Annotated in this window: 20 protein-coding genes and 4 tRNA genes; 19 read left to right on the forward strand and 5 right to left on the reverse strand. The window is 57.1% G+C overall.

Annotated features, from left to right (window positions below):
* Positions 1-101 precede the first annotated feature (101 nt).
* Both I7X13_RS15265 and I7X13_RS15270 read right to left on the reverse strand, forming a co-directional pair.
* Positions 102-632, reverse strand: a complete 531-nt coding sequence (locus I7X13_RS15265) for a GNAT family N-acetyltransferase (RefSeq protein WP_198076153.1) — start codon at positions 630-632, stop codon at positions 102-104.
* Positions 633-800: 168 nt separating this feature from the next.
* Positions 801-1,031 carry a hypothetical protein gene (locus I7X13_RS15270; RefSeq protein ID WP_198067431.1) on the reverse strand — a complete coding sequence of 77 codons (231 nt, stop codon included), beginning with the start codon at positions 1,029-1,031 and terminating at the stop codon, positions 801-803.
* Positions 1,032-1,146: 115 nt separating this feature from the next.
* On the opposite strand from I7X13_RS15270, the gene I7X13_RS15275 reads away from it, so the two are divergent.
* The 6 genes from I7X13_RS15275 to nadD all read left to right on the forward strand — a co-directional run bounded on the left by I7X13_RS15275 (position 1,147) and on the right by nadD (position 5,424).
* Positions 1,147-1,914 carry a glycosyltransferase family 2 protein gene (locus I7X13_RS15275; RefSeq protein ID WP_198076154.1) on the forward strand — a complete coding sequence of 256 codons (768 nt, stop codon included), beginning with the start codon at positions 1,147-1,149 and terminating at the stop codon, positions 1,912-1,914.
* Positions 1,911-2,963, forward strand: coding sequence for a glycosyltransferase family 9 protein (locus I7X13_RS15280; protein WP_198076155.1), 1,053 nt, complete (start codon positions 1,911-1,913; stop codon positions 2,961-2,963). The genes I7X13_RS15275 and I7X13_RS15280 overlap by 4 nt, the downstream gene beginning before the upstream one ends.
* 287 nt (positions 2,964-3,250) lie before the next feature.
* A complete protein-coding gene (locus tag I7X13_RS15285; protein ID WP_198076156.1) occupies positions 3,251-3,895 on the forward strand; it encodes a sigma-70 family RNA polymerase sigma factor in 645 nt (214 codons plus the stop codon).
* Positions 3,896-3,967: 72 nt separating this feature from the next.
* On the forward strand, positions 3,968-4,258 hold the full coding sequence (locus I7X13_RS15290) for a hypothetical protein (protein ID WP_198067435.1): 291 nt from the start codon (positions 3,968-3,970) through the stop codon (positions 4,256-4,258).
* 18 nt (positions 4,259-4,276) lie between these two features.
* Entirely contained in the window at positions 4,277-4,861 is a 585-nt protein-coding gene (gene gmk / locus I7X13_RS15295; protein WP_198067436.1) for a guanylate kinase, read from the forward strand.
* A complete protein-coding gene (gene nadD / locus I7X13_RS15300; protein WP_198076157.1) occupies positions 4,858-5,424 on the forward strand; it encodes a nicotinate (nicotinamide) nucleotide adenylyltransferase in 567 nt (188 codons plus the stop codon). The genes gmk and nadD overlap by 4 nt, the downstream gene beginning before the upstream one ends.
* An 89-nt stretch (positions 5,425-5,513) precedes the next feature.
* On the opposite strand, the gene frr is transcribed toward nadD, so the two are convergent.
* The 3 genes from frr to I7X13_RS15315 all read right to left on the reverse strand — a co-directional run bounded on the left by frr (position 5,514) and on the right by I7X13_RS15315 (position 7,526).
* The gene (frr, locus tag I7X13_RS15305) at positions 5,514-6,077 is read right to left on the reverse strand and encodes a ribosome recycling factor (protein ID WP_198076158.1); all 564 of its coding nucleotides are present in this window, start codon (positions 6,075-6,077) and stop codon (positions 5,514-5,516) included.
* Between the two features lie 98 nt (positions 6,078-6,175).
* Entirely contained in the window at positions 6,176-6,979 is an 804-nt protein-coding gene (pyrH, locus tag I7X13_RS15310; protein WP_198076159.1) for a UMP kinase, read from the reverse strand.
* A gap of 43 nt (positions 6,980-7,022) precedes the next feature.
* Positions 7,023-7,526: a biotin/lipoyl-containing protein gene (locus I7X13_RS15315; RefSeq protein ID WP_198076160.1), complete on the reverse strand. Its 504-nt coding sequence runs from the start codon at positions 7,524-7,526 to the stop codon at positions 7,023-7,025.
* Positions 7,527-7,622: 96 nt separating this feature from the next.
* On the opposite strand from I7X13_RS15315, the gene I7X13_RS15320 reads away from it, so the two are divergent.
* The 13 genes from I7X13_RS15320 to rpoB all read left to right on the forward strand — a co-directional run bounded on the left by I7X13_RS15320 (position 7,623) and on the right by rpoB (position 19,485).
* Complete coding sequence (locus I7X13_RS15320) at positions 7,623-10,208, forward strand: M1 family metallopeptidase (protein ID WP_198076161.1); 2,586 nt, start codon at positions 7,623-7,625, stop codon at positions 10,206-10,208.
* Positions 10,209-10,379: 171 nt separating this feature from the next.
* Positions 10,380-10,459: transfer RNA gene (locus I7X13_RS15325), tRNA-Tyr, on the forward strand.
* 21 nt (positions 10,460-10,480) lie between these two features.
* Positions 10,481-10,553: transfer RNA gene (locus tag I7X13_RS15330), tRNA-Gly, on the forward strand.
* A 16-nt stretch (positions 10,554-10,569) separates the two neighbouring features.
* A tRNA-Thr gene (locus I7X13_RS15335) sits at positions 10,570-10,641 on the forward strand.
* A gap of 172 nt (positions 10,642-10,813) precedes the next feature.
* On the forward strand, positions 10,814-12,004 hold the full coding sequence (gene tuf / locus I7X13_RS15340; protein ID WP_198067442.1) for an elongation factor Tu: 1,191 nt from the start codon (positions 10,814-10,816) through the stop codon (positions 12,002-12,004).
* A 149-nt stretch (positions 12,005-12,153) separates the two neighbouring features.
* Positions 12,154-12,224, forward strand: a tRNA-Trp gene (locus I7X13_RS15345).
* A gap of 62 nt (positions 12,225-12,286) precedes the next feature.
* Positions 12,287-12,481 carry a preprotein translocase subunit SecE gene (secE, locus tag I7X13_RS15350; protein ID WP_198067443.1) on the forward strand — a complete coding sequence of 65 codons (195 nt, stop codon included), beginning with the start codon at positions 12,287-12,289 and terminating at the stop codon, positions 12,479-12,481.
* A 12-nt stretch (positions 12,482-12,493) separates the two neighbouring features.
* Positions 12,494-13,060 carry a transcription termination/antitermination protein NusG gene (gene nusG, locus I7X13_RS15355; protein ID WP_046245266.1) on the forward strand — a complete coding sequence of 189 codons (567 nt, stop codon included), beginning with the start codon at positions 12,494-12,496 and terminating at the stop codon, positions 13,058-13,060.
* Positions 13,061-13,179: 119 nt separating this feature from the next.
* On the forward strand, positions 13,180-13,623 hold the full coding sequence (rplK, locus tag I7X13_RS15360; protein ID WP_198067444.1) for a 50S ribosomal protein L11: 444 nt from the start codon (positions 13,180-13,182) through the stop codon (positions 13,621-13,623).
* Between the two features lie 19 nt (positions 13,624-13,642).
* Positions 13,643-14,341 (forward strand): 50S ribosomal protein L1, encoded by a 699-nt coding sequence (rplA, locus tag I7X13_RS15365; RefSeq protein WP_196290996.1) that lies wholly within the window; start codon positions 13,643-13,645, stop codon positions 14,339-14,341.
* Positions 14,342-14,356: 15 nt separating this feature from the next.
* On the forward strand, positions 14,357-14,905 hold the full coding sequence (rplJ, locus tag I7X13_RS15370) for a 50S ribosomal protein L10 (RefSeq protein WP_198067445.1): 549 nt from the start codon (positions 14,357-14,359) through the stop codon (positions 14,903-14,905).
* Positions 14,906-14,967: 62 nt separating this feature from the next.
* Positions 14,968-15,348, forward strand: coding sequence for a 50S ribosomal protein L7/L12 (rplL, locus tag I7X13_RS15375; RefSeq protein WP_198067446.1), 381 nt, complete (start codon positions 14,968-14,970; stop codon positions 15,346-15,348).
* A 291-nt stretch (positions 15,349-15,639) separates the two neighbouring features.
* Positions 15,640-19,485: a DNA-directed RNA polymerase subunit beta gene (gene rpoB / locus I7X13_RS15380; RefSeq protein WP_394368595.1), complete on the forward strand. Its 3,846-nt coding sequence runs from the start codon at positions 15,640-15,642 to the stop codon at positions 19,483-19,485.
* Positions 19,486-19,512: the final 27 nt, after the last annotated feature.

A 19,512-nucleotide genomic window follows, 5' to 3' on the forward strand; every position in this document is an offset into this window, starting at 1 on the left:
GTAATTCGGCGTAATAGCACCGAAATCGAGTTCAATAAAACGACCAAACCCCACCGGGCTTAAATCCGACGGGGTTTAATCTTCTCTTGCCACCTCAGGCGCTACAAGCTGCGCCCCGTGACCGGCGCGGCTGCGGCCGTTGCCCGCGGGGCCACCGCGTAGCGGCCGAGCTGGGCCTCGTCCAGGTTGCCGTTCAGCCATTCGTCTTCAATGGTCGCGCCCAGCTTTTTGTAGAAGCCGATGGCGGGCTCGTTCCAGTTCAGCACCTGCCATTTCAGGCGCACGGCCCCGGTGGCGCGGGCTTCGGCTACCACGGCATCAAACAGCAGCCGGCCCAGGCCGCCGCGCCGCGCCGCCTCCGTCACCACCAAGTCTTCGAGGTACAGCATCCGGCCCTTCCAGGTGGAGTAAGCCGTGTAAAAAAGTGCCAGCCCGATAATTTCCGCCGCCTCATTTTCCAGCACGAAAAAGCCGAAAATCGGAGCCGGCCCAAACCCATCGCGCTGCATGGCGGCCAGCGTGTTGGTCACAGCCTCCGGCGCTTTCTCATACTCGGCCAGCTCCTGAATCAGGCCCAGCACCTGCGGCAAATCAGCTTCCACGCCCCGGCGCAACACAATGTTATTTTCCATGATAGTCGAATCAAAAGCAAAAGAAATTGGGCCGCCACCGCCTCAGCAGTAACGGCCCAATGAATCGAAAGCAGAAAACCAGCAAATGACCCGAATCAGCGCGTCCACAACCGGAGGTCAGCGCAGCTAAAATCCGTGTAATCCGCGAAAATTCGAGCCAGTCCGTGATTACATCTGCGGCTGCATTTTCTTAATGTCCTCCGTGGCGTTCACCGAGTTCAGCTCGCGGAACTGCTCGGGCTGCTTGGCACCCTTAGTGGTGTCGGGAGCAGCGGGCAGCGGGGGCAGGGCGGTGGTGGCGATGTCATCGTCGCCCTCGGTGGCAGACGGGCCGCACGAAGGCAGCGTGAGCGACAGCAAAGCAGCGGCCAGCAGGCCGGGAAGGAGCGTTTTTTTCATGTGTTGAGAAACGAATTCGGGCGCAAGTTACGCACGCCCGGCGGGTTGCGATACGAAAATATTGCGCAAGCGGCCGAAGCCCCGGTCAGCAAAAACGCCAGATATTTGCCCGCCCATGCCCGTCTCTCTCTCCGTCGTCATCATCACCTTCAACGAAGCGGCCAACATTGCCCGCTGCCTCCAGGCCCTGGGCGACGTGGCCGACGACGTGCTCGTAGTCGATTCCTTCTCCACCGATGCTACTGTGGAAATCTGCCGCCAGCACGGCGCGCGCGTCCTCCAGCACGCCTTTGCCGGCTACGTCGAGCAGAAAAACTACGCCACCAGCCAGGCGAAATTCGACCATGTTCTGCAGCTCGACGCCGACGAAGTCCTGACCGAGGAGTTGCGCCAGTCCATCCGTCAGACCAAGCAAAACTGGCAGCACGCCGCCTACTCGCTGGCCCGCCTCACCAACTACTGCGGCCACTGGGTGCGCCACGGCGGCTGGTATCCCGACCGCAAGCTGCGCCTCTACGACCGCCGCCTGGGCCGCTGGACTGGCCTGCTCCTGCACGAAAAATTCGAAGTGGACCCCGGCCAGACCACCGCTTCGCTCCTGGGCGATGCCCTGCACTACAGCTACCACAGCATTGCGCAGCACGTCAGCCAGCTCAACAAGTTCACCAGCATCACGGCTCAGGAGCTGGCCCTGCGCGGCCGGACCAACGTCAACCTGTTCCACCTGCTGCTCAAGCCGCTCTGGAAATTCGTGCACGGCTACTTCTTCCGCTTGGGCTTTCTCGATGGTTTCGCGGGCCTGTGCATCGCCGGCATCTCGGCCTGGGGCGTGTTCCTAAAATTTGCTAAGCTGAAAACCCGCACCGAACAAGCCGAAGCATGAGCCCGGAAAACCTCTTCACCTTTCTAGTCTCCCGCACCGATGCCATCGGCGACGTGGTGCTGACTCTACCGGTATGCGGGCGGCTCAAGCAGCTGTTTCCCGGCTGTCGGGTGGTGCTCATCGGCCGCACCTATACCGCGCCCGTGGCCGCCGCCTGCCCGTGGGTCGATGATTTTCTGAATTTGGATGAGTTGGTGAAGCTATCCGAAACAGCTCAGGTGGAAACCCTTCGCGCCTACTCCGCTGCTGCTATCATTCACGTCTTCCCCAACAAAACCCTCGCCCGTCTCGCCCAAAAGGCCAAAATCCCCCTGCGCATTGGCACCCGCAACCGCTGGCAGCATTGGCTCACCTGCAACCGGCTGGTGGCCCTCAGCCGCCGCCACTCGCCCCTGCACGAAGCCCAGCTGAATCCCAAGCTGCTCCAGCCGCTGGGCGATGCTTCCGAGCCTTCATTAGCCGAAATAACGCATCTGGTACGCCTGCATGCTACCGAACCGCTGGCAGACATCTGGCGAGAAAGGCTGAACCAACGTCGTCCGGGCCAACTAAACATCATTCTTCACCCGCGCAGTCGAGGAAGCGCCCGCGAGTGGGGCTTAGAAAACTATGCTCGGCTCGCTCAAATATTACACATGGCTGGTCACCGTGTTTTTATCACTGGTACAGCAGCTGAAGGTGAGGAGTTAGGCCCATGGATGAAAGCCTACGCCATGTTTATTACCGATAACCTTACTGGCTTGTTGAGCCTGCCGCAGTTCATCGCCTTTATCGCCGCCGCCGATGGCCTCGTGGCCGGCAGCACCGGTCCGCTGCACCTGGCCGCCGCGCTGGGCCGCCACGCGCTGGGTCTGTACCCGCCCATCCGGCCCATGCACCCCGGCCGCTGGGCCCCGTTGGGCAAGCACGCCGAATTCATGGTCTTCGACAAGCCCAATTGCGACGACTGCCGCCAGCAGCCCGCCGCCTGCACCTGCATCCGGGCCATCGAAGCGGCCGCGGTGGCGGCGCGGGTAGCCGCCTGGCAGCCGTTACCAGTCGAACAATAAATGCTATTTGGCGGCGAACAATAGCCGATTCGTCTAGTTAGTTTGCGGCTTATGTGCCGTAGCGCAACCTAGCAGACGCTGCAATCCGTACATCGGGCAATGCGCCGCACGTTGCGCCTCGCTACTTTTGGCTCTTACCGGGCCGCCGGTAGCGTCGCGCAACGGGCGGCTTTGGCATGAAGCAACTCGGCCACCCTCCTTTCCGAGTAGCCTTATGTGCTAATACTGTTGTCATAATCCCCCATTCCTTCGTAGGTTTCGGCCTGCAATTTCCCCCGCCCACCTGTATGAGCGATTCCCCCGAACGGGTAAAACTAAGCAAAGAGGAAAAAGACCGGCGCTTCCAGGCCGAGCTCATGCCCGTGCTCGACCCGCTCTACAATTTTGCCTACCGCCTCACCCTCGACGAGGATGATGCCAACGATTTGGTGCAGGAAACCTACCTCAAAGCGTACCGCTTCTTCGAGTACTTTGAGCCCGGTACCAACGCCAAGGCTTGGCTGTTTCGTATTCTCAAGAATTCGTTTATCAACGACTTCCGCAAGAAAAGCAAGCAGCCCGCCAAAGTCGACTACAGCGAAATAGAGGGCTACTACAACCCCGACGATGTGGAGGCCGAAGGCGAAATCGGCGCTTCCTCGTCCGATATGCGTCAGCAGTCGGCCCGCGACCTGATTGGCGACGAAGTAGCCAGTGCGCTAAATTCTTTGCCGGTCGATTTCCGTACCGTCATCATCCTCTGCGACCTCGAAGGGTTTACCTACGAGGAAATGGCCAAAGTGCTTGATATTCCGATTGGTACGGTGCGGTCGCGCCTGCACCGGGCCCGCAATTTTCTCAAGGATAAGCTGGAGAAATACGCTCAGTCGATGGGCTATGGCAATGATGCAATCGACGACGACACGGAACTAACCGGGGCCGAGAATAATTAACGTCTTCATCAGGGACGCATTATTCTCGACTACCTACTTCATTGCTTCTCACCCCTTTCCTGCGTTTCAATTATGAACCAATCTGCTACTAAAGAAACCAATACGTCGGCCCCCATTTTGGCTAATGGCCCCGACTGCGAACGAGTGAATACTGTACTAGACCAACTCATCGAAGGCCAGCATCTGACCGCTGAGGACGAAGATTACCTCTACGACCACGCCACGGACTGCTCGCCCTGCTTCGACGACATCGAAAAGCAGCGCGTATTCATCGGTTTTTTGAACCAGCGCGTTACCCGGCAGCCCATTCCGGCTACCCTCCACGATGCCATTTTGGCCCGTGTAGGTGCGCAAATGGCCTAATACCGGTAGCTTTGCGTGATGCAAGGCAAAATCATTGTGTTTTCGGCCCCTTCGGGCGCTGGCAAAACCACCATCGTGCACCGCCTCATGGACCGGTTGCCCGAGCTTAGCTTTTCCATTTCCGCCTGCACCCGCGACCGCCGCGGCCGGGCCGAAGTGAACGGCAAGGACTACCATTTCATCTCCGTTCAGGACTTTCAGGACAAAATCCGCAACGACGAGTTTGTGGAGTGGGAGGAAGTGTACGAGGGCGCCTTCTACGGCACCCTGAAGTCCGAAATCGAACGCATCTGGGACAATGGCAAGCACGCCATTCTCGATGTAGACGTGAAAGGTGGCCTCAGCATCAAGGAGTTTTACAAGGACCGGGCGCTGGCAATTTTCGTCCGTCCGCCGTCCATCGAAGTTCTGGAGCAGCGCCTGCAGGCCCGCGCCACCGACTCGCAGTCCAGCATTTCTTCGCGGATATACAAGGCCAATTTCGAATTGGGCTTCGAAAGCCGCTTCGATGTGACTGTCGTCAACGACAACCTCGACGAAGCCACCGACCACGCCGAAAAGCTGGTGCGCCAGTTCATCAGCGGCGAGCCGGCCATCGTATGAGCGGCCGCCGGATAGGCCTGCTATTCGGCTCGTTCAATCCCGTGCACGTCGGCCACCTCATTCTGGCCGAGCACTTTGCCACGCGCACCGATTTGGCCGAAGTCTGGCTTGTTGTCACGCCCCACAATCCCTTCAAAGCCGCCGCCGACCTGCTGCCCGATACCCGGCGCCTGCACCTCGTGCAGCTCGCCATTGCCGGCAATCCGCGCCTGCGCGCCGAGGACATCGAATTCGGCCTGCCGCGCCCCAGCTACACCATCGCCACACTCGATGCCCTGCGCTTGCGCCACCCCACGCATGATTTTGTGCTCCTGATGGGCAGCGACAATCTCCCTGGCCTGCCGCGTTGGCACGAATCTGCCCGCCTGTTGGCCGAGGTCGATATCTACGTTTATCCCCGGCCCGGCTCGCCCAGCCCCGATTTAGCGCCCTTTCCCCGCGTTCAGGTGATGGCTGCGCCGTTGCTGGATATCTCCGCCACTTACATCCGCGAAAGCCTGCGCGCCGGCCGTAGCATTCGCTACCTCGTGCCCGCCGCCGTCGAAGCCAAGTTAGTAAAGTAGAACGGTTCCGCGCAGCACTGCTGGAAATACAAGCCACAAAAAAGCCCGACGATAATTCGCCGGGCTTTTTCGTTTTTAATCAGACTAAATCAGATGGTCATAATCTCCGATTCTTTCTTGCTGAGGACTTTTTCAACCTCGGCAATGTAAGAATCCGTCGTTTTCTGCACTTTCTCTTCGGCGCTCTTCACGGCATCTTCCGAAGCACCTTCCTTCAGCAGCTTGCGCAGCGACTCGTTCACGTCCTTGCGGATGCCGCGTACCCGCACCTTGCCGGCTTCCGATTCGTTTTTGGCTTGCTTCACCAGGTCGCGGCGGCGCTCTTCCGTCATCGCCGGGATGTTGAGCCGTACCCCTTCCGCATCAGAAACCGGGCTTAGGCCCAGGTCACTGTTCCGGATGGCCTTGGTTACTTCGCTAATCATGTTTTTCTCCCAAGGCTTGATGAACAGCGAGCGAGCATCCGGCGTCGAGATATTGGCAATCTGCGCAATGGGGGTAGGCGTGCCGTAGTAATCCACCCGAACGCCGTCGAGCATTGTCGGCGAGGCTTTGCCCGCCCGGATGCGGCTCATTTCCACGTTTACGTGCGCCAGCGCTTTGCTCATCGACTCGGCGAGCTCATCAAGATAAAACTGAATTTCTTCGTCCATTTTTGGAAGTGTTGAATTTTGAGGGTTGAATGTTGAATGATGTTGAGTTGGGGGTTGAAAGAGGTATGCAACCCTCAAAACTTAACAGTCAAAACTTCTTACGCTTGTTCCGGCAGCTTGCCCACCAGCGGCTGGAGCAGGCTTTGCGTGGGGTCGAGGAGGGGCTTGCGGCCATCGCGGCCGGGGCCGGTTCCGCCGTCGTGCACCAGTGTGCCCATGGCTTCGCCGTTCAGCAGGCGCTGCAAGTTGCCCTGCGTATTCATGTCGAACACAATGATGGGCAGGTTATTTTCCTTGCAAAGCGTGAAGGCCGTCATATCCATCACGTTCAGGTTCTTGCTCAGCACTTCATCAAATGTAATTTCGGGGTAGCGCGTGGCCGTGGTGTCCTTCTCCGGGTCGGCCGTGTAGATGCCGTCCACGCGGGTTCCTTTCAGCACCACGTCGGCCTCAATCTCAATGGCCCGCAGCGAAGCCGCCGAATCCGTGGTGAAATAAGGCGAGCCAATGCCAGCCCCAAAAATGACCACGCGGCCCTTTTCCAGGTGCCGCACGGCGCGCCGCCGGATATACGGCTCGCACACCCGCTGAATGGTGAGGCCCGACAGCAGGCGCGTGCTCACTTCCAGCTTCTCTAGGGCGCTTTGCAGGGCCATGGAGTTGATAACCGTAGCCAGCATACCCATGTAGTCGCCCTGCACGCGGTCGAGGCCAAAGGCTTCGGCTTCCACGCCACGGTAGATGTTGCCGCCGCCAATTACGACGGCCACCTGTACACCCGTGGCAGCTACAGTTTTAATTTCGGAGGCGTACTGCATCAGCCGCTCGGCATCGATACCGTACTGTTGCTGGCCCATCAGCGCTTCGCCGCTGAGCTTGAGGAGGATGCGATTGTATTTCAAGTCGAGAGGATTGAGTAAGTCAAGCTAATATTGGTTGCGGGCACTAGGCAAATTGCACCAGCACCTGGCCTTTCTGCACGTTGTCGCGCAGGGTCACTTTCACGCTGCCCACCGTGCCATCGGCGGGCGCTTTCAGAATATTCTCCATTTTCATGGCTTCCAGCACCAGCAGCGGGTCGCCCTTCTGCACTGTCTGGCCGGGCGTCACCCGAATATCTACGATGAGGCCGGGCATGGGGGCTTTCAGCTCGTTTACTTTGGTGGCGGCGGCGTTGCTCATGCCCAGGCGCTCCAACAGCAGGTCGAATCGGTCTTTGGCCGCCAGGGCCACGCGCTGGCCGTTCAGCTTCAGCACAATGTTTTTGGTGGCGTGGTCAATTTCTACAACTTCCGCATTGTAGGAGCGACCTTCGTAAAGCACATGAAACCGACCTTCACCCAAATCCACTACGTCCCAGGCCAATGGCTGGCCATTGAGCGTGATAGCGTCGGTGGCGCGATAGTCTACTTCCCAAACTTGGTCGGGGGCGGTGCTGATTTGGAACATCGAAAGCGGATGGGGTGGGAGGAAAGCGGGGTTAAAGGTAGCCCAAATCTCAAATTAATTCAGAAATTGAGGCGTTTTTCGCCTGTAGCTGTTGGCATGAAGTATCTGGTTCCGGGCCTTACCAGCCTGTTGTTATTCGTACAGTTTCTGGCGGTTGCGCAAAGAGGCACGTCCGGCTCGGGCAAACTGCCCAGCAAAGCCCCCGTTCATAAAAAAGTCGCACCCGCGCCGTCCGTTGCGCCGGCACCGGCCGGCATTGTGGTACCGTCGTGGCTGCCGTCGGAAGCGCCAATTCAGCCCGCCGCTACCATTCTCACCGAGGTCACCGATACAAAGCTCGATGTCCGGTTCGACTACAAGAAGCAGCACCTGCTGGGTACGGCCCTGCTCACGTTGCGCTCGCATTTCTACCCGCAATCGGAATTGGTACTCGATGCCAAGGGCTTCGATGTGCAGAAAGTGGAGTTGGTTAGCGACAAAAAAACGAAGAGCCTTACCTACAATTACAATCGCCGCAAGCTCGTCATTGCCCTCGACCACCCGTACCCGCGCAGCACACCTTACCAGGTGCGTATCGTGTACGTGGCTAAGCCCAACGAGCTGCCGCAAGGCGGTTCCGCTGCCATCACCAACGACAAGGGCCTGTACTTCATCAACCCGCTAGGCACCGAGAAGAACAAGCCCCGCCAAATCTGGACCCAGGGCGAGACCGAATCCAGTTCCTGCTGGTTTCCCACCATCGACAAGCCCAATCAGCGGATGACGCAGGAAATCAGCATGACCGTCGAAAAGCAGTTCAAAACGCTTTCCAATGGCTTGCTCACGTCCTCGCACACCAACCCCGACGGTACCCGCACCGATACCTGGAAGCTCAGCGAACCCCATGCGCCCTACTTGGCTACCATGGTAGTCGGCGACTTTGCCGTGGTAAGCGACTCCTGGCACGGCAAGCCCGTCGACTATTACGTGGAGCCTAAATATGCCGGCACTGCCCGCGCCGTCTTCGGCCACACGCCCCAGATGCTGGATTTTTTCTCCAAAAAGCTGGGCGTGGAATACCCTTGGGAAAAGTACGCCCAGGTAGCCGTGCGAGACTACGTGAGCGGGGCCATGGAGAACACCACCGCGTCCACCTTCGGCAGCTTTGTGCAGGCCTCTAAGCGCGAACTGCTCGACGCTAATTTCCAAACCTCCGAGTTTGTAGTGGCTCACGAGCTATTTCACCACTGGTTTGGCGATTATGTGACCTGCGAAAGCTGGGCCAACTTGCCCCTGAACGAGTCCTTCGCTGACTATTCCGAATACCTCTGGGCCGAGTATAAGTATGGGGCCGACGAAGCCGGCCTCGTACAGGAAATCAAAATCAACAACTACCTCGAAGAAGCCCAGAGCAAGCGTGAGCCCCTCATTCGCTACCGCTATCAGAACCGGGAGGACATGCTCGACCGTCATTCTTACGACAAGGGCGGCCGCGTGCTCCACATGCTGCGTAAATACGTGGGCGACGAAGCCTTTTTTGCCTCTCTCAATCGCTACCTCACCCAGAACAAGCTCTCCGCCGTCGAAATCTCCAAGCTGCGCGTGGCTTTCGAAGAAACCACCGGCGAAGACCTGATGTGGTTCTTCAACCAGTGGTTCCTCAAGCGCGGCCACCCCGAGCTGCGCATCACCCACAGCTACACCAACGGCCAAGTGAGCCTGCGCGTGCAGCAAACCCAGGATACGCTCTTCCAGCCCGTCTACCGCCTGCCCGTCACCGTAGCCGTCTGGACCGGTAGCAACCAGCCCACCGAGCACCACATCACCGTCACCAAAGCCGACCAAATTTTTCAGCTGCCCGCCAACCAAAAACCCAACCTCGTCAAATTCGATAGCGAGAGCCAGCTTCTGGCCCAGTTCGACGAAGAGCGCACCACCGATGAGCTGGTTTTCCAGTTTTACCACGCCCAGAGCTACCAGCAGAAATCCGAAGTGCTGGACCTGCTCCAGAATAAAACCGACCAGATGAGTGTGAGCAGTCTCCTGCGCAATGCCCTCAACGACAAATTCTGGAACGTACGCCGCCTTGCCCTCGACCACCTCCGCCGCTACCGTGGCCCCGAGCCCGAAGGCATGCGCAAGGACATTCAGCGCCTCGCTTCCGACCCCGTCTCCCGCGTCCGCGCCCAGGCCATCACCACCCTCGCCACTTTCCCCGACGGCAACTACGGTTCCATTTACGGCAAAGCCATCGGCGACAGTTCCGCGCTGGTAGCCGCCGCCGCCCTCGAAGTCCTCGCCAAAAAGCCCGAGCCCACCACCCGCCAGCAGGTGGCTGCCATCGAAAACACCACGAGCAGCCCGCTCCTCGTCGCCATCGCCAGCTACTATGCCCTCAACGGCAACCTCGACCAATACCCTTGGTTCTTGCGCCGCCTGCCCGACGTGACCGAAGGCGACCTCTACGCCTACTTCCAATCCTTCGGCACGCTCATGACCCACATTCCTCCCGTCGAACGCGACAAAGGCGTCAAAATCCTCGAAGATTACGCCCGTAATGCCCCGCGTTACGAAATCCGCTTGGGGGCCTACAAAAGCCTCGCGCTATTGCTTCCATCCATGCCCAGCCTCAAAGCCACGCTCCAGAATATTCGCGAGAAAGAAACCGATGACCGGCTCAGAGCATTTTATAACCTTATGTAGGAGCAACTTCCGTGAATGGGGCAAAAAAAGAACAACCTTTTTTTGCCCCATCCCTTGCCTGGTGTCAGAAAACCACTAATTTTGCAGCTCCTTACGAAACACTACTGCTTCGGTAGTAACCAAACGCAAGGGATTAGGCTCCTCGGCAATCGGCCGGGAAGCACCAAAACTGGGGGTATCGCATAGCGGCAATTGCGGGTGACTGTAACTCACCTCCTTCGGGTTCATAGGTTCGAGTCCTGTTACCCCCACTTTTTTACATGATGCCATCTGCGGGAGTAGCTCAGTTGGTAGAGCGGCAGCCTTCCAAGCTGCAGGTCGCGGGTTCGAACCTCGTCTCCCGCTCACGATTTCAGAATAAGCCGTTTTAGCTCAGTGGTAGAGCACTTCCTTGGTAAGGAAGAGGTCATGGGTTCAAATCCCATAAATGGCTCAGATTACAAATAAAGTCCAGCGGTCGGAGCAATCCGGCCGCCGGCACGGTTCTCTCAGGCAAGCGACGCACAGTTTTCTATTACAGTAGGGGCTGAGTCTCGCTTTCTTCGTGTAGGGTCCGATTTTTATCCTTCAAATTCACTTCACCACCTCTTTTTTTACTCTTTACAATGGCTAAAGAAAATTTCGACCGGTCCAAGCCGCACGTTAACATCGGCACCATCGGCCACGTTGACCACGGCAAAACGACCCTGACTGCTGCTATCACCATGGTGCTGGCAAACCAGGGCCTGGCCGAAAAGCGTGACTTCTCTTCGATTGACAATGCTCCCGAAGAAAAAGAGCGTGGTATCACCATCAACACTGCTCACGTAGAGTACTCGACCGCTAACCGTCACTACGCTCACGTTGACTGCCCCGGTCACGCTGACTACGTGAAGAACATGGTAACGGGTGCTGCCCAGATGGACGGCGCTATCCTCGTGGTAGCTGCTACCGACGGCCCGATGCCCCAGACCCGTGAGCACATCCTGCTCGCTCGTCAGGTAGGTGTTCCCCAGCTGGTAGTGTTCATGAACAAAGTGGACATGGTGGACGACCCCGAGCTCCTCGAGCTGGTGGAAATGGAAATCCGCGAACTCCTCTCGTTCTACGACTTCGACGGCGACAACATCCCGGTTATCCAGGGTTCGGCCCTCGGCGGCCTGAACGGCGATGCCAACTGGGTTCCCAAAATCAACGAGCTGATGGACGCGGTTGACTCGTTCATTCCGATTCCCGCTCGTCTGACCGACCTGCCCTTCCTGATGCCGGTTGAAGACGTGTTCTCGATTACCGGCCGCGGCACCGTGGCTACCGGTCGTATCGAGCGCGGCGTTATCAACTCGGGCGACCAGGTTGACATCCTCGGCATGGGCGCTGCTGCCGGCCTGAAGTCGACGGTTACGGGTGTGGAAATGTTCCGCAAAATCCTCGACCGTGGCGAAGCTGGTGACAACGTAGGTCTGCTGCTCCGCGGTATTGAAAAAGAAGCCATCCGTCGTGGCATGGTTATCTGCAAGCCCGGCTCGGTAACGCCCCACCAGAAGTTCAAGGCTGAGGTGTACGTTCTCTCGAAAGAGGAAGGTGGCCGTCACACGCCGTTCTTCAACAACTACCGTCCGCAGTTCTACCTGCGTACCACCGACGTTACCGGCATCATCACCCTCCCCGAGGGCGTTGAAATGGTAATGCCCGGCGACAACATCACCATCACTGTTGAGCTCATCAACAAAGTGGCAATGGAGAAAGGCCTCCGTTTCGCTATCCGTGAGGGTGGCCGTACGGTAGGTGCCGGTCAGGTAACCGAAGTTCTCGACTAAGCTTCGGCTTAATCAGTAAAAAAGCCGCCCCCAAACTTTTGGGGGCGGCTTTTTTTACGCTGAAACAGAAGAGGGTATTTGTTTTCTTCGCTGTTTCTCTTACCTTTGCACTCCCTTTAGCGAAATGCGCTTTTCGGGAATGTTTAAAAACGAGTGTAGTTCAAGGGTAGAATAGAGGTCTCCAAAACCTTTGATGGGAGTTCGAATCTCTCCACTCGTGCAATTTGGGCCGGTTGGTCCGCTCCATGTCAGTTCAGCGGCCACGCTGTTTTTTTCATCACAATGGACAAACTGAGCAATTACTTCCGCACCACCATCGAGGAGATGCGCTACAACGTAACGTGGCCCTCGACGACGGAACTCCAGAAGAGCGCCGGCTTGGTGCTGGTGGGCTCGCTCGTGTTTGCCATCGTAGTGGGCGTGATGGATGTCAGCTTTGAGTCGGTACTCAAAGCGTTTTACAACTCGTTTCGCTAATCAATAGTCAAGATGGGCGAATTGAAATGGTACGTGGTGCGCTCGGTGAGCGGCCAAGAGAAAAAAGCCAAAAATTACCTCGAAACGGAGCTCGGTCGGCATAACCTGACCGAGCTTGTTCCGCAGGTACTGATTCCGGTAGAGAAGGTATTCGAGATGCGCAATGGCAAGAAGCGTGTCCGCGAGCGGAACCTTTACCCCGGCTATATCATCATCCACGCCGACCTCGGCCACGGTGAGGTAGACCACATCATCACCAGCACGCCCGGTGTGATTGGTTTCCTCGGCGACAAAGACAAGAAGGACGCAACGAACAACAAACCCGTTCCGCTGCATATCTCCGAAGTCAACCGCATCCTTGGTATTGTGGATGAAGCCGAGCAGCAAGCCGACGCTACCCTCGATAAGCCGTACGTAGTGGGCGAACTCGTGAAAGTAGTAGACGGCCCTTTCAACGGCTTCTCCGGCAATGTGGACGAAGTATTTGAAGAGCGGAAGAAGCTGAACGTAGTGGTGAAAATCTTCGGTCGTTCGCAGCCGGTAGAACTCAGCTACACCCAAGTAGAAAAAGAGGCGTAGCCTTATCAACTATACCACGCCGGCTAATTGCTCCGGGTCGGCGGGGCTTCCAAACAGGAGTTTTCAATACTGAGGCAAGCGCGAGTTACGACGCAGGAGCCCCAGCCTAATCCATCCAAATGGCCAAAGAAATCAGAGGTTATCTGCGTCTGCAGATAAAGGGAGGCGCCGCGAACCCTTCGCCGCCGGTAGGACCTGCACTTGGTAGCAAAGGCTTGAACATCATGGAGTTTTGCAAGCAGTTCAATGCTCGCACCCAAGATAAAGCCGGCCAAGTTTGTCCTGTACTCATCACCATGTACACCGACAAGTCGTTCGACTTCGTGGTGAAGACGGCACCGGCTCCGGTGCTGCTCATGGAAGCTGCCAAGTTGCAGAGCGGTTCGAAAGAGCCGAACCGTAACAAAGTGGGCTCCGTGACGTGGGACCAGGTGCGTACCATTGCCGAAACCAAAATGCCTGACTTGAACGCTTTCCAAGTGGAAGCCGCCATGAAGCAGGTTGCCGGCACGGCTCGCAGCATGGGCATTACCATCAAGGGCGATTCTCCTTTTGCTGAATAATTAAACGGAGAAAAGACAGATGGCACAAGTAAGCAAAAAGCGCAAGGAAGCCCTTGCCAAACACGACCTGACGCAAGTGCGCAGCCTCGTGGAAGCCGCCAAAGTGGTGAAGGACATTACCTACACCAAGTTTGACGCCTCGGTAGATATCGACGTACGCCTCGGCGTGGACCCCCGCAAAGCGGACCAGATGGTTCGTGGCGTGGCCACCCTGCCCCACGGCACCGGCAAAACCGTTCGTGTACTGGCCCTCGTGACCCCCGACAAGGAGGCCGAAGCCACTGCCGCCGGCGCCGACTTCGTGGGCCTGGACGACTATATCTCGAAAATCGAGAAAGGCTGGACCGACATCGACGTAATCATCACCATGCCCGCCGTAATGGCTAAGGTAGGTCGCCTGGGCCGCGTGCTCGGCCCCCGTGGTCTGATGCCAAACCCGAAGTCGGGCACCGTAACGACCGACGTTGCTAAGGCTGTGCAGGAAGTGAAAGCCGGTAAAATCGACTTCAAAGTTGACAAAACTGGTATCATCCACTGCTCGGTTGGTAAAGTATCGTTCGATGAGAAGATGCTGGCCGAAAACGCGCTGGAAGTTATTCAGACGCTGGGTCGCCTGAAGCCTTCGTCGTCGAAAGGCACCTACATCAAGAGCATCACGCTCTCGAGCACGATGTCGCCCGCCGTTCCGGTTGACAGCCAAGTAAATTCCGCTAACTAATTAAATCAACCAAACATGACCCGGGAAGAAAAACAAGCCCTCGTGGATGAGTTGAGCGGAAAGATGCAATCGCACAACTCGTTCTACATCGTCGATGCTTCGGTGATGTCGGTAGCGAAAATCAACGAATTCCGTCGCCTAGCGTTCAACCGCGGCCTAGAGTACAAGGTGTACAAAAACACCTTCATCCGTAAGGCTCTCGACACGCTCGGCCACGACACGTCGGAGATGGATGCCGCATTGAAAGGCCAGTCAGGTGTTCTGTTCTCTACGGAGAGCGGCTCGGCTCCGGCCAAAATGCTGCGCGACTTTTACAAGTCGCAGGCATACCCCCGCGGTGTTGAGCCCAAGCCCGTGCTGAAAGGCGCTTATGTAGATGCCAGCATCTACATCGGCTCGAACCAGCTCGAAGGCCTAACCAGCATCAAAGGCAAGCAGGAACTGCTCGGTGAGCTCATCGGTCTGCTCCAGTCGCCCGCCAAAAATGTTATCTCTGCTCTGTCGAGCGGCGGCAACAAACTGGCTGGCATCCTCAAAACCCTCAGCGAAAAAGAGGCCGCCTAATCCGCAGCTTTTTCGCCCCTCTTTAAATTTTCAACAACACATTTTTTTAACAATCTACAGAAATGGCAGATTTGAAAGCATTCGCTGAGCAGCTTGTAAACCTGACGGTGAAAGAAGTAAACGAATTGGCAGGCATCCTGAAGGACGAGTACGGCATCGAGCCCGCTGCTGCTGCTCCCGTAATGATGGCTGGTGGCGGTGGCGCTGCTGCTGAAGAGGCTCCCGAGGAGAAGACGTCGTTCGACGTTATCCTGAAGGCTGCCGGCGGCCAGAAACTGGCTGTTGTGAAGCTGGTGAAAGACCTGACCGGTCTGGGCCTGAAAGAAGCCAAAGAACTGGTTGACGGTGCTCCCAAGCCCCTGAAAGAAGGCGTTGCCAAAGACGAGGCTGAGTCGCTGAAGAAGCAACTCGAAGAAGCCGGTGCTGAAGTAGAAGTTAAGTAGTTTCTGCTCCTGAAGCATCTCCGGACCCGCTTCGAATAAGGATTAGACCTGGCAACTTAGCCAGGTCTTTTCCTGTTTGTAGCGTGTCAACCGCGCGAGCTACCCGGTTCGCGCTTTTGCTATGTCAGCTAACCATCTTGTTGCACAGGCGGTTAGGGAGTGCAATGCACCGCTGATAAGCCGCCACCCCGGCTTCCCACTTTACGCTTCTGTGTCCATCTTATAATCCCCATCGCATTGGCTACACCGAAAGCACAGACGGCCGCCCTCAAGAAGACGGCCCCCGAGCGAATCAATTTCGCCAAGATTAAGAAGGTTATCGAGTACCCGGACTTCCTGGACGTGCAAGTGCGCTCGTTCCAGGAATTCTTTCAGTTGGAAACCGCTGCTGAGCGTCGTTCTAACGAAGGATTGTTCAAAGTGTTCGCCGAAAACTTTCCGATTTCGGATTCGCGCGAAAACTTCGTGCTCAACTTTATCGATTACCACGTCGACCCGCCGAAATATTCGGTTGACGAGTGCATCGACCGTGGCTTGACTTATTCGGTTCCGCTGAAAGCCAAGCTGCGTTTGATTTGCAATGATAAGGACAACGAGGACTTCGAGACGATTGAGCAGGAGGTGTTCCTCGGGAACATCCCTTACATGACCGTGAAGGGCTCGTTCGTTATCAACGGCGCTGAGCGTGTTATCGTATCGCAGCTGCACCGCTCGCCGGGCGTGTTCTTTGCCCAGAGCAAGCACACCAACGGTACGAAGCTGTATTCGGCTCGTATTATTCCGTTCAAAGGTTCGTGGATTGAATTTGCCACGGACGTGAACAACGTGATGTATGCGTACATCGACCGGAAGAAGAAATTCCCCGTGACGACGCTGCTTCGCGCCATCGGCTACGGCACTGATAAAGACATTCTCGACCTGTTCGGCTTGTCGGAAGAGGTGAAGTCCGACAAGAAAAACCTCAAGAAAGCCGTTGGTCGCAAGTTGGCTGCCCGGGTGCTCCGCACCTGGACGGAAGACTTCGTGGACGAAGACACCGGTGAAGTGGTATCGATTGACCGCAACGAAGTGTTGCTGGAGCGCGATGCCACCATTGAGGAAGCTGATATAGACGTGATTTTGGAGGCCGGTGCTAAGTCGGTAATTCTGCACCGCGAGAATGTGAACATTGCGGATTTCGCAATCATTTACAATACGCTGCAGAAGGACAACTCCAACTCAGAGAAAGAGGCTGTGGAGCAGATTTACCGCCAGCTCCGTAACACGGAAGCTCCGGACGAAGAAACTGCCCGTGATATCATCCAAAAGCTGTTCTTCTCTGACAAGCGCTACGACCTCGGTGAGGTAGGCCGCTACCGGATTAACAAGAAGCTTCAGATTGGCATGGACCAGGAGTCGCGCGTATTGACCAATGAGGATATCGTTCTCATTGTGAAGTACCTGATTGGTCTGAGCAACTCGAAGGCCATTGTCGATGACATTGACCACTTGAGCAACCGTCGCGTGCGCACCGTGGGTGAGCAGCTTTACGCCCAGTTTGGCGTGGGCCTGGCCCGTATGGCGCGTACCATCAAGGAGCGCATGAACGTGCGCGACAACGAGGACTTCAAACCGGTTGACCTGATTAACGCCCGCACCCTGTCGAGCGTTATCAACTCGTTCTTCGGTACGAACCAGCTGTCGCAGTTCATGGACCAGACCAACCCGCTGGCTGAGGTGACGCACAAGCGTCGCGTATCGGCACTCGGGCCGGGAGGTCTGTCGCGTGAGCGCGCTGGTTTCGAAGTACGTGACGTGCACTACACGCACTATGGCCGTCTTTGCACCATCGAAACGCCGGAAGGACCGAACATCGGTCTGATTTCGTCGCTGTGCGTGCACGCTCGCGTGAACTCGATGGGCTTCATCGAGACGCCTTACCGCGACGTGAAGTCAGGCAAGGTGGACATGAGCGAGAATGTAAAGTTCCTGACTGCTGAGGAAGAGGACACGCACCACATCGCCCAGGCTAACTCGCTGTTGGACGACAATGGCAAGCTGACGCAGGAGCTAGTGAAAGGCCGTTTCGAAGGCGACTTCCCCGTAGTGAGCCCCGAGGAGTACTCCTACATGGACGTGGCCCCGAACCAGATTGTATCGGTAGCTGCTTCGCTGATTCCGTTCCTGGAGCACGATGACGCCAACCGTGCGCTTATGGGCTCGAACATGCAACGTCAGGCGGTGCCGCTGCTCCGTCCTGAGGCTCCGATTGTGGGCACGGGTCTGGAAGGCCGCATTGCTACTGACTCGCGTGTGCTCGTAGTGTCGGAAGGCGAAGGCGTGATTGACTTTGTAGACGCCAACAAGATTATCGTGAAGTACGACCTCTCCGAGGACGACATCATGGTGAGCTTCGACGCCGAGCGGGTTACTTACGACCTCATCAAATTCCGTCGTACCAACCAAGATACCTGCCTCAACCTGACGCCGCTCGTGAAGCGCGGCGAGCGCGTGACCAAAGGCCAGCCCTTGTGCGAAGGCTACGGTACCAACCAGGGCGAACTCGCTCTGGGCCGTAACATGCAGGTGGCGTTTATGCCGTGGCAGGGCTACAACTTCGAGGATGCCATCGTCATCTCGGAGCGCGTAGTACGCGACGACATCTTCACCTCGATTCACATCGAGGAGTTTGAGCTGGAAGTGCGCGAGACCAAGCGTGGTGAAGAAGAACTGACTTCGGAAATCCCGAACGTGAGCGAAGAAGCCGTACGCAACCTCGACGACAACGGCATCATCCGCCTCGGCGCGGAGGTGAAGGAAGGCGACATCCTGATTGGTAAAATCACGCCGAAGGGCGAGACGGACCCCACTCCGGAAGAGAAGCTGCTCCGCGCCATCTTCGGCGATAAGGCCGGTGACGTGAAGGATGCTTCGCTGAAGGCGCCGCCCTCCCTGAACGGTGTGGTGATTGGCACCAAGCTATTCTCGCGTCCGAAGAAAGACAAAAACCTCCGGGCTAAGTCGAAGAAGGAAGTGGAAGACCTGAAGTCCACTTACTCGCAGGAACTGCGTGGCGTGAAAGCCATCATGATTGACAAGCTGGTGCAATTGCTGGAAGGCAAAACGTCGCAGGGCATCAAGCACCGCTTCGGCGAGGAGATGATTGCCAAGGGCGTGAAGTTCAACCGCAAGAACATCACCGAGGGCATGTTCCCCGAGAAGAACCCTTACAAGGACGAGAGCAACTATGCTGTTCCGGAAGAAGTGAACCTGTTTAAGGACCTGATTCTGGAAGGCTGGACGGCTGATGCCCGCGTAAATGGCCTGGTGCTGGAGCTGGTGCGTAACTACGCCAAGCGCCGCAACACCATCACCGCGAAATTCAAGCGTCAGCGCTTCACTTTGGAAGTGGGCGACGAACTGCCCGCCGGCATCGTGCAGTTGGCCAAAGTTTACATCGCCAAGAAGCGCAAGCTGAAGGTGGGTGATAAAATGGCCGGCCGCCACGGTAACAAGGGTGTGGTAGCCCGCATCGTGCGCGATGAGGACATGCCCTTCCTGCCCGACGGCACGCCGATGGACATCGTGTTGAACCCGCTGGGTGTACCGAGCCGCATGAACATCGGTCAGATTTACGAGACGGTACTGGGCTGGGCTGGTCTGAAAATGGGTCGTACCTATTCGACTCCGATTTTCGACGGCGCTACCGAGGACGAAGTAGCTCGCGAACTGACCGAGGCTGGCTTGCCCGACTGGGGCCGTGCTTACCTGCACGATGGTCTGACGGGCGACCGTTTCGACCAGCCGGTAACCGTGGGCGTGATTTACATGCTCAAGCTGGGTCACTTGGTTGACGACAAGATGCACGCCCGTTCCATCGGGCCGTACTCGCTCATCACGCAGCAGCCGCTGGGTGGTAAGGCGCAGTTCGGTGGCCAGCGCTTCGGCGAGATGGAAGTGTGGGCATTGGAGGCCTTCGGTGCTTCCAACGTCCTCCAGGAAATCCTGACCGTGAAGTCGGATGACGTGGTGGGCCGTGCGAAGGCGTACGAAGCCATTGTAAAAGGCGACGTTCTGCCCAAGCCGAATATCCCCGAGTCGTTCAACGTGTTGCTCCACGAACTGCGTGGTCTGGCACTCGAAATCACGATGGAATAGTGAGAAACGCTGGTTGCGACTGGGGCG

Source organism: Hymenobacter negativus (assembly GCF_016056375.1).
Taxonomy (GTDB): Bacteria; Bacteroidota; Bacteroidia; order Cytophagales; family Hymenobacteraceae; genus Hymenobacter; species Hymenobacter negativus_A.

Bases quoted from the DNA above. Each gene is read 5' to 3' on its own strand.
- I7X13_RS15265 (WP_198076153.1), bottom strand. From the start codon at position 632: ATGGAAAATAACATTGTGTTGCGCCGGGGCGTGGAAGCTGATTTGCCG.
- I7X13_RS15270 (WP_198067431.1), bottom strand. From the start codon at position 1,031: ATGAAAAAAACGCTCCTTCCCGGCCTGCTGGCCGCTGCTTTGCTGTCG.
- I7X13_RS15290 (WP_198067435.1), top strand. From the start codon at position 3,968: ATGAACCAATCTGCTACTAAAGAAACCAATACGTCGGCCCCCATTTTG.
- I7X13_RS15275 (WP_198076154.1), top strand. From the start codon at position 1,147: ATGCCCGTCTCTCTCTCCGTCGTCATCATCACCTTCAACGAAGCGGCC.
- nadD (WP_198076157.1), top strand. From the start codon at position 4,858: ATGAGCGGCCGCCGGATAGGCCTGCTATTCGGCTCGTTCAATCCCGTG.
- gmk (WP_198067436.1), top strand. From the start codon at position 4,277: ATGCAAGGCAAAATCATTGTGTTTTCGGCCCCTTCGGGCGCTGGCAAA.
- I7X13_RS15280 (WP_198076155.1), top strand. From the start codon at position 1,911: ATGAGCCCGGAAAACCTCTTCACCTTTCTAGTCTCCCGCACCGATGCC.
- secE (WP_198067443.1), top strand. From the start codon at position 12,287: ATGGACAAACTGAGCAATTACTTCCGCACCACCATCGAGGAGATGCGC.
- frr (WP_198076158.1), bottom strand. From the start codon at position 6,077: ATGGACGAAGAAATTCAGTTTTATCTTGATGAGCTCGCCGAGTCGATG.
- nusG (WP_046245266.1), top strand. From the start codon at position 12,494: ATGGGCGAATTGAAATGGTACGTGGTGCGCTCGGTGAGCGGCCAAGAG.
- tuf (WP_198067442.1), top strand. From the start codon at position 10,814: ATGGCTAAAGAAAATTTCGACCGGTCCAAGCCGCACGTTAACATCGGC.
- I7X13_RS15315 (WP_198076160.1), bottom strand. From the start codon at position 7,526: ATGTTCCAAATCAGCACCGCCCCCGACCAAGTTTGGGAAGTAGACTAT.
- I7X13_RS15320 (WP_198076161.1), top strand. From the start codon at position 7,623: ATGAAGTATCTGGTTCCGGGCCTTACCAGCCTGTTGTTATTCGTACAG.
- rplL (WP_198067446.1), top strand. From the start codon at position 14,968: ATGGCAGATTTGAAAGCATTCGCTGAGCAGCTTGTAAACCTGACGGTG.
- rplJ (WP_198067445.1), top strand. From the start codon at position 14,357: ATGACCCGGGAAGAAAAACAAGCCCTCGTGGATGAGTTGAGCGGAAAG.
- rplK (WP_198067444.1), top strand. From the start codon at position 13,180: ATGGCCAAAGAAATCAGAGGTTATCTGCGTCTGCAGATAAAGGGAGGC.
- rplA (WP_196290996.1), top strand. From the start codon at position 13,643: ATGGCACAAGTAAGCAAAAAGCGCAAGGAAGCCCTTGCCAAACACGAC.
- I7X13_RS15285 (WP_198076156.1), top strand. From the start codon at position 3,251: ATGAGCGATTCCCCCGAACGGGTAAAACTAAGCAAAGAGGAAAAAGAC.